The organism is Actinocrispum wychmicini, assembly GCF_004345645.1.
GTDB classification, from domain to species: Bacteria; Actinomycetota; Actinomycetes; order Mycobacteriales; family Pseudonocardiaceae; genus Kibdelosporangium; species Kibdelosporangium wychmicini.
In genome coordinates, this window is sequence record NZ_SLWS01000020.1 from 146,606 (window position 1) to 155,040 (window position 8,435).

Annotated in this window: 7 protein-coding genes; 1 reads left to right on the forward strand and 6 read right to left on the reverse strand. The window is 65.5% G+C overall.

Annotated features, from left to right (window positions below; all coding sequences use genetic code 11):
- The first annotated feature begins 26 nt into the window (after positions 1-26).
- Positions 27-2,972, forward strand: a complete 2,946-nt coding sequence (locus EV192_RS51340; RefSeq protein ID WP_132126119.1) for an HD domain-containing protein — start codon at positions 27-29, stop codon at positions 2,970-2,972.
- On the opposite strand, the gene EV192_RS51345 is transcribed toward EV192_RS51340, so the two are convergent.
- The 6 genes from EV192_RS51345 to EV192_RS51370 form a co-directional block, all read right to left on the reverse strand.
- Complete coding sequence (locus EV192_RS51345) at positions 2,910-4,211, reverse strand: tyrosine-type recombinase/integrase (RefSeq protein ID WP_165961037.1); 1,302 nt, start codon at positions 4,209-4,211, stop codon at positions 2,910-2,912. The two genes, EV192_RS51340 and EV192_RS51345, sit on opposite strands and share 63 nt — an antisense overlap.
- Positions 4,212-4,250: 39 nt before the next feature.
- A complete protein-coding gene (locus tag EV192_RS51350) occupies positions 4,251-4,457 on the reverse strand; it encodes a helix-turn-helix domain-containing protein (protein WP_132126120.1) in 207 nt (68 codons plus the stop codon).
- Between the two features lie 27 nt (positions 4,458-4,484).
- The gene (locus tag EV192_RS51355) at positions 4,485-6,158 is read right to left on the reverse strand and encodes a replication initiator (protein WP_165961038.1); all 1,674 of its coding nucleotides are present in this window, start codon (positions 6,156-6,158) and stop codon (positions 4,485-4,487) included.
- 17 nt (positions 6,159-6,175) lie between these two features.
- Positions 6,176-6,574, reverse strand: coding sequence for a hypothetical protein (locus EV192_RS51360; RefSeq protein WP_132126121.1), 399 nt, complete (start codon positions 6,572-6,574; stop codon positions 6,176-6,178).
- The gene (locus EV192_RS51365; protein ID WP_132126122.1) at positions 6,574-6,978 is read right to left on the reverse strand and encodes a hypothetical protein; all 405 of its coding nucleotides are present in this window, start codon (positions 6,976-6,978) and stop codon (positions 6,574-6,576) included. The genes EV192_RS51360 and EV192_RS51365 overlap by 1 nt, the downstream gene beginning before the upstream one ends.
- The coding region (locus EV192_RS51370) for an FtsK/SpoIIIE domain-containing protein (RefSeq protein ID WP_243727618.1) at positions 6,975-8,435 on the reverse strand (1,461 nt) is incomplete at its 5' end. The genes EV192_RS51370 and EV192_RS51365, both read right to left, overlap by 4 nt.

Below are 8,435 nucleotides of genomic sequence, written 5' to 3' on the forward strand. Positions count from 1 at the left end.
AAAGGTGCCTGCGGGAGGGTGCGCTGGTGACGAAAGTTCTGTCGGTTGGCACTCCGGAGCACCCGGTTCTGGATGTGGTGTTCATCCACGGTTTGGACGGCGACGCACGTAAGACGTGGTCACGCAAGGAGAAGGAATCGTTCTGGCCGAAGTGGCTGGCCGAGGAGTTCGTGGATGTCGCGGTCTGGACGGTTGACTACGATGCCTGGTCAAGTGGGTGGCGCGGCCAGTCGATGCCGCTGCAGGACCGAGCGGGCAACCTCATGATGCAACTTCGGAACCATGGGATTGGCGAACGGCCGCTCTGCTTCGTCACCCACAGCATGGGTGGATTGCTGGCCAAGGAGATCCTTCTCCAAGCCGCCGAAGCTCGCACCGAGTTCGCCGTGTTCGCAGCGCAGACCAAGGGGGTCGTCTTCTTCGCCACTCCGCACACTGGCGCGGACCTCACCAAAGCTGTCCAGACGTTGGGCGTTGTCTACCGGGCGACTCCAGCTGTCAGCGATCTGGAACGCGACCAACCGTACTTGCGAAATCTCAGTGACCGCTACCGGAACTGGGTCGACAAGGTCGAAGTCCAGAACTTGGTCTTCTTCGAAGCCCATCGCACCATGGGCACCCGAGTCGTCGACCCGACCTCGGCGAATCCCGGCCTGGCCGGGACTCTGGTCGTGGCGGTGGATGCGAACCACCGTGACATCTGCAAACCTGCGGACCGCGACTCTGTCGTCTACCGTGCGGTCAAACGGTTCGTCAACGATCTGCGTTCCCCTGAGCAACATGCCCATGCGTGGGCACAGCTCGTCGGGCGGCAGTCGTTGTGGATCCGAAGCGGAACGGAGGAGGACGACCCACTGCGGCGTGAGTGTGTCGCCGCAGCTGATCATCTCGCGCTACGCCGACACGAAGCCGAAGAGGCGCTGCCTGGTGATCCGTGGCTGGAAGCTGACCTTGCCGAGCGGATCGCCGACGAGGTCGAGCGACTGTTCGATTTCCTGGGGGAATCAGCACCGGAGCTCACCGCGGCCGAGGGGGCTGTGCTGTCACTGGCGCCCCTGGTTTACCAGGTCCACTGGGTTCGACGCGCGTCGTCGCTCAGTCGGATCAAGCCGACCACGCTCGAACAGACTGGCTCTTCGGACCCGGACCGCGACGCCTACGAGCGTTTTCTCCATCTTCCCCGGTGGGGTCGTCTGGTTAGTCGGGCTCGGGTCGTTGAGTCAGAAGCGATCGCGTGGTGGCTCTTCCATCGGTGGGAGGCCGGCGCCCCCCGGGTGGGAACCGGAGATCTGCTGGACGGGTTGCTCGCCGAGGTGCCAATCGCCACGGATCTGGCCAATATCCTGGGCCAGGTCGTCGCAGCGATGCGGCTAGGTGTCGACGAACTGAAACATGTCGACAAGCCGGTCAGGTGGGTGTCAGGTATCCCGGTGCGGGAGCAACTACTCAGCCTGATACTGCTGCTGGCGCGGGCATGGGCCATCGAGTTGCTTACCCTGTCTCCCACGGTGGTTGAGCATCTTGGCATCGGTGAGCCAGTGGAGCTCGATCACTTGCGCAAAGCCGTGCGGGGACGGCACTGGAATCCGGCGCAGCGCGACACCGTGACATTGCAGGCAGCTTGTCGACATGAAGCCGAGTACGAGGCGTTACGAGAACATGCCGCCTGGGTGGATGCCCTCCTGCACGCGGTGAGGCGGTTCGCCGAGTACTCCAGCCCGCTGGGCTCGTTGCGCGCCCTGCCAACCCGCGCGTCCGCGGACGACGTCAAGCCGGAGCGGGAGAGCGGCAAGCCGGCTTTCGAGGTACCAATCACCCGTTTCCGCATGGACGAGAGCCGGATCCAGGAACTGCTGATGGGGAAACGGCTCTACGGTGATCCGGCGCTGGCGATCCGTGAGCTGTACCAGAACGCGCTTGATGCCTGCCGCTACCGGAAAGCGTGTCACGACTATCAGGCCAAGGTCCAGGACGGTCTCAACGCGGAGTGGCAGGGCCAAATCACGTTCACACAGGGCGTGGACTCGTTGGGCCGCGCGTACCTGCAATGCACCGACGACGGCGTCGGGATGAACAAGGAGGAGCTTCGGAGCGTGTTCGCGATCGCGGGTACCCGGTTGGTCGAGCGCGCCGAGTTCCAACGCCAGTGGGCGAAATGGCAAACGCACGGGGTGCGCTTCGCCCCGAACAGTCAGTTCGGCATCGGGGTGCTGAGTTACTTCATGATCGCCGACAAGATCGTCGTGACAACTCGGCGAATGGACACCACCAGCGATCAACCGAGCCCAGCGCTCGAGGTGACCATCGCCGGCCCAGGCCACCTCTTCCGGATCAGGAAGGCGGTCGACCAGAGCGTCAAGATCGGTACCACGGTCCGGCTGTACCTGCGTGATCCCGGTCCGAGGGCAGCTCCGCCGTCGTGTGTCGACCTCCTGCGGAAGGTGCTTGGCGTCGCGGAACATCGGACGGTCGCCGACCACGAGGGCCGCCGCGAGACGTGGTCCACGGAACTGGTCCCTCGGGAGCGTCCGGCGTGGGACCAGGACGGCATCAACGCCCATGGTGTGCTGGTGCAGTGCGAGGCGGTGCCGGGCGGTGGGCAGGTGATCTGGTGTGAACACGGCGGCGCCTTGTTGGTGGACGGCCTGTACCTGCGTCCCGATGTTCGGCGTGGAGTCCTCGCGGATCCCGGCGATGCCCTGGAACCCTTTGGTGTGGTGATCAACCTGGTCGACGACTGGCGCCCCGAACTGTCGGTCAACCGCGCACTGGCGCTTGGAGACGTGTCCGACCACGTCAGGACATTGCTGACGCGGTCGGTAGACACGCTGTTCGAAAAGATGCCGTCCATCTTCACACGTACAGCTCTGACCAGCCGCTATGGGGTTTGTGATCTTGTTAGGCCGTCCTCAGGCCGTCCCGGGTTCGTCGGTCGCGGCGGTCGGTCGGCGTGGCTGGAACACCTTGTTTGAGGCCAGCCGTGCCCGCTTGTGACTGGAGGGCATTAGGTGGGTGTAGATCCTGAGTGTGTAGCCGGGGTCATGGTGGCCCAGGTAGTCCGACACTTCCTTGATCGAGCTGCCCTGCGCGAGCCAGTTGGAGGCGCAGAAGTGCCGTAGAGCATGCATGCCGTCGCGGCGGTTGGTGTACTCCAGGCCCGCCGCCTTGAAGGCGGGTTTCCACACCTCGTCGAGGAAGTGGCCGCCCCGCCACAGGTTGTTGGTCAGCGGACCCCGGAACTGTCCGATACCGTCATTGGTCTTGTCGATCAGCAACCGGGCGGTGATCGGTTTCCCGGTTGGTTCCAGCCACGGCAGCGTAACCCGAACCGGCTCATAGCCGTCCATGTAGTCGATGAGGGCATCGAGGACGCCCTCACCGAGCGGGACCACTCGTGTCTTTCCCCCCTTCGGTGGCGCAAAGACCGGGCGCGAGTCGATCCACCTGATCTGTCGGTTGACATGCAGTTCCAGCGCGTCACGATCGATGTCGTCGGGACTTAGCCCGAATACTTCCATTTGCCGCAGTGCCGCACCGGCCCCCAGCGGCACCACCACCTGATACCGGTGCGGGAGCGCCAGGTGAAGCTTCTTGATCTTGACTTCCGACCAGGGCACGATCTTCCTCACTTCGGGCTTAGGTCGCTTGATGCTCTTGTTGCGCAACGGGTTTGACCGGATCAGCTTATCTTCAACCGCAGCGCTCAAGATCGCTGACAACAGGTCGAAGATGTGCGCTCGGTACGCTTCAGTGATCTTGTTGCCCTTCATCCAGGCCAGCCAGTTACGGGCCACCGCGACAGTGATGGACTCCAACGAGCCTTCTTTGAAGAACGGGTAGATCTGGGCATTCAGCCGCCGCTTGTTGGTCTGGACCGTGTGGGCGTCCTGCGACTGCCCCTTGAGCCATCCAGCGACGTACGACCGCAGGGTGATCTTTCCCGCGTCCGGGTCGACATACACGCCCGAAAGGACGTCAGTCTGCACCGTGGCAAGGAAATTCTTCGCTCGGGTCAGCTTCCCGTCCGCGAACGATTCGGATAGCTCCTTGCCGGGGTTGTTGGGATCGGGCCAACGGACCTTGTATCGGAGGCCCTTCCCGTGCAAATCGGTCTTTTCCCGGACGGGTTTACCCTTCGCGTTCAGGATCACGTTGTCGTTCTCGTCGCGTTTGTCGCGCCACCACCGGTCTTGGATGTGTCCAGCAGCCATGTTGTTGTCCCCTCTCCGTCCAGTTGCCGAAAGAATCAGCTAGGCCGCGCTATCCCTGTCGATCTCTTCCAGCCATGTGATTACGTCGGCCGGGTCGTAGCGGACGTGTTTGCCCATCCGCTTGTACGTCGGGCCAGTGCCCTTGTGCCGCCAGTCCCGAAGGGTCGCTTCGGAGATCTGGAGGAACGCCGCCAACTCCGCAGGCGTCCATAACGGACTGGCTGTTGCTTCCCGATATGTGGTCATGTTCTCCGCCCCTCCCCCGAGGTCCCGCTACGCCGCATCCACGGCGCCGGCCGTGTCCGTGGTTGCCGAAACATCCCCACCGGGTGGCCCGGCCGCCGCCAACAGCGCCCAGTCGTATTCCGCCCGCCAGGTGATGCGTTGCGCGATGGCGTGCATGAGCAGGTGGTCTCTGGGTGGGGCGTGTTGGTCGGATGGGTCGACCGTGCGCCAGATCAACCGGGACGTGTCGGTGGCCGGCTTGACGATCCCGACGGTCGCGAGCATCTGAGCGACGAACGCTTTGCGGTCGGCCCGATGGTCGGTCAGGGTCTTGCCGGACCACTTGCGAGAGACCAGCACCCGCCGACCCGGTAGCCCCAGCGTGGAACGCCGATGTGCCCTGCCTTTGCACCGGCCCGCAACGGTCTTGGCGTTGGCGCCCTTCGGGTTGACGCCGTAGAGCAGCCACACCGCACACGACGCCGAGCACGGGGTGACCGACAGTTCCGCGTGCAACCGGTCATGATGGGCCGCCTGCCGGTCACTGCCAGCTTCGATCACCTCACCCGTCGACTTGGTTAGGTATTTGGTGAGATACCCGATGTGCCGCCCCGCCTCCTCGGTGTCGCCGAGGATGCCCTTCGAGTGCACCTGGACCCCGAATCGCGCGACATGCGCCGGCTCGTCCACTGCCGTGACCGCGTCCTCCCACGACGTCAACGGCGCCCGGGTGACCGGGTCCACAAACGACCGAACCCGACTGTCCCATTCAGGCAGAGGTTCACCGTCCTGGTAGACCCGTTCGTCATGGGTCGGCCACCACACCTGGTGATAGGTCGCTGCCGTGACCAGCCGCAGCACCTCATGCGAGATCGAACCCCGAACCGCCGCGTGCAGATGCGGGGCCGCCCGCCGTTGTGGCTCGACCGTGCCGAAGTACTGGACATCCCAGCCGACCACCCGGCGCAGGTTCTGCCACCACCGGTCCACCAACGAGGCAAAGTGCACCGCATCCCGCGCCGCCCGCCGATAGTCATACGTGTCCGCGTGGACCGGCGTACCGTCCTCCAGCACCCGCCCATAGCTATCCAGGGTGAGCGTGACGAACATCGACGGCCGATACTTACCGGCGTACTCCCGCCCGACGGTGGTCTTCGCGACCTTCCTACGTGGCAGGTCGGGGGCGTCCTGGCGCCGCTTGGTGGACCGCTTCACCGCTCGCTTGCCTGGGGTGTCCGGGGACGGCAGCCGACCGCGCATCCCGAGTTGCCGAAGTTCCTGGTCGGTCTGGGTGATCTGCTCCCGCAGGTCTTCCGCTTCCTCCAGATCCCCTACGGCCACGGTGTGTTGGTAGGCGGTGAACAGGTCCGCCCGCAGCGTCAACAACGCCGCGTGATCCGCACCGGGAGGTTCCGGGGTCAGGTCTGGTTCATCGGTCTGGTGCCATCCTTCCCGGCATTGGGTGACCCGCAACGCTTTCGCCTTCACCGCGCACGGCCGACACACCGACTCCACGGTGGACCCACACGGCACCGCGACATAGCGCAGTTCCCCCGTCTCCGGGTCGCCGGCCTCCATGGTGAACGGCCGGACACACACCCCGTGCTGTTCGGCCGCCGCCTTGACCACGTCGGCCGCCAACGGCACCCGCATCCGTTCCGCCCGAGTCCGGCCCGTGACGTCGAGGGGGACACTGGCCACACCACCCGCCGGCGGCTGCATGTGCGTGCTGGTCCCGGTCATGCGACCAGTCCTTCGGCCAGCAGCGCCCAGGTCCGCACCAGGACCCAGGACAGCTCAACACGTCGGCCAGCGGCCAGGCCGGGCACGCCTGGTCCGTCGAGCAGGCCACCGAACACTCGCACCGGGGTGTCGTCGGTGAGCCGACCCCACAGTTCCAGCACCACCAGGTCGTCATCCGGGCACGACGGCCGCCAGGCCGACGCGGTCACGTCGTCCAGAGTGTCCGCCCACACCAGCAACTCACCGGCCAACTCCGGCAGGCACGCCCCGGACAGCTGGATCGTTCCCGCGGAATAGTCCCCGCAGGCACCCACGGTGACCTGCACCGGCTCACCCAGCTCGAACCCCGCCAGGTGTTCGGACACCGACATCAGCACGCGACTGGTGGCGCTCATCACCGCACCCCTGCCCACTCGCGCAGCACACCCACGGGCAGCTGCCGACGCTCACCCGGCTCCATCCCGACCACGTTGGCCACGGTCGGGCTGTACTGCGTGCCGCTCCACACGCACACCCGGGTGCCGTCGGTCAGGTGGCCGATCACGTGCACATGCACCTGGGCACTGTTGTGTGGCCGCCATAGCTGGACGGTCGCCGCCGACAGTGTGTCCGTCCAGGCCAGCAGCGAGGAAGCGACGCCCGGCAGCCCGTCATACCCATCCACGTGGACACTCACGTGCCCGTCGCGGCGCAGCGCTTCGCGGCAGACCTCCACAATGAACGGTTGCGGCAGCTCGAACACCGCCAGGTGGTCACGAATCGCGTCCAACAGCTCCACGATCGATGGTGTCGTGTTCATGCCGCCGCGCCCCCTTCACCGTCACCGGTCGGGCTACGGAACGGCAGCACCTCACCGGTCCACCCGTTGATGTACGCCCGCAGGTCTGCCAGATCACTGTCGGTCGGGTAGAACGCCCGAGCCCGCACCGGTTCCCGCTTCCCGTCCTCCTTCACCCACGCCACACCGGGGGTCGACTCCGAGATCTCGTGTGCTTCCGCGCCGCGCTCCCGCACCCCATCGCCGAGGGTCATGTCCACCTGGGTGGCCTCATCCAGCCGCATCGCAATCCGGGTCGTGAACAGGTTGCGGAACGGCACGATTTCTTTACGCGGGTCCTGCACCAAGGCGAGCGTGGCGAACCCCGGCGCCCGGCCCTGCGAGGTGATCGTTTGAATCGCCGCCTGAGCGCGTTCCTTCAACCGCTTGTCGGTCTGGTAGGCGATCACGTCCGCCAACTCATCCACGATCAACACCGTGAACGGCTGACCACTCTCGGCACTCCAGCGACGCCGCAGGCCCCGATACTCACCCGCACGTGTCCGAACCTCGTTCGCCAACTCCTCCAGTAGCTGCACCGCGTCCGGCCCGTTGTCATAGACGACCTGGTGGAACACCTCGGGGCACTGCCCGAGCTCCATCCCGCCCTTCGGATCGATCCCCACCAGCCGGACGAGACCGGCTTTGATCAGTGGCGCCAACGCCCACACCACCGACCACAGGATCGAACCCTTACCCGCACCCTGGACACCGACCACGAGAATCTGGTTACCCAGCAGGCGAATCCGCCACGGCCTACCCGTCTCGGTCCGACCGATCACAATCCGCTTGAGATCCACCGCCGACACATCCATGGCCATGGCCGGGAGCGGCAGCGTGCCGGTCAACGGATCCGACCGGATCAGGTCCAACTCGATCCGCCCCGGTCCGGTCACCCGCACCCGGCACGAGTTCGCGTGGAACGAGTGCGCCAGGCCGGAGGCGCGTTCGGTCCACTGCTCCGGCGCCTGGCCCTGGATCATCCGAACGGCGACCTTGTCCCGCCAGCCTTCTGAGCGCACCCGCTTCAACCGAGGCCGGTACTCCCGGCCCTTCGCGGTGCCGGTCAGGTTGGCCAGGCGCATCACCGTGCGCCACTCCCACGCATAGACGCTCATCCGCCGGAACTCGGTGCGCAGCCACCGGCACCGCCGGGTGAAGGACTCCGTGAAGCGCCACCACCACATCACCAGGCCGACAATCCCCACCGACGCCACTGCGCCCACCAGGTAGTGACCGGCCCACCAGTCCAGCGCCAGGCCCGCGACGAGCAACGTGATCGTGAACGGGTAGTACCAGCACACCCGCGCCAGCTTGGTCAGAATCCAGATGACCAGCCAGGTGAGCACGATCGGGGAGATGATCAGTTTGACCCAGCCGGGCAGCAGGGTCCACCACGGCAACCGAGGCCGGGCGATCTCCAACGGCGCCGGGTCCAC

Excerpts from the sequence above, each read along its gene's own strand:
- EV192_RS51345 (WP_165961037.1), bottom strand. The coding sequence starts at position 4,211 with ATGGCTGCTGGACACATCCAAGACCGGTGGTGGCGCGACAAACGCGAC.
- EV192_RS51350 (WP_132126120.1), bottom strand. The coding sequence starts at position 4,457 with ATGACCACATATCGGGAAGCAACAGCCAGTCCGTTATGGACGCCTGCG.
- EV192_RS51360 (WP_132126121.1), bottom strand. The coding sequence starts at position 6,574 with ATGAGCGCCACCAGTCGCGTGCTGATGTCGGTGTCCGAACACCTGGCG.
- EV192_RS51365 (WP_132126122.1), bottom strand. The coding sequence starts at position 6,978 with ATGAACACGACACCATCGATCGTGGAGCTGTTGGACGCGATTCGTGAC.
- EV192_RS51355 (WP_165961038.1), bottom strand. The coding sequence starts at position 6,158 with ATGCAGCCGCCGGCGGGTGGTGTGGCCAGTGTCCCCCTCGACGTCACG.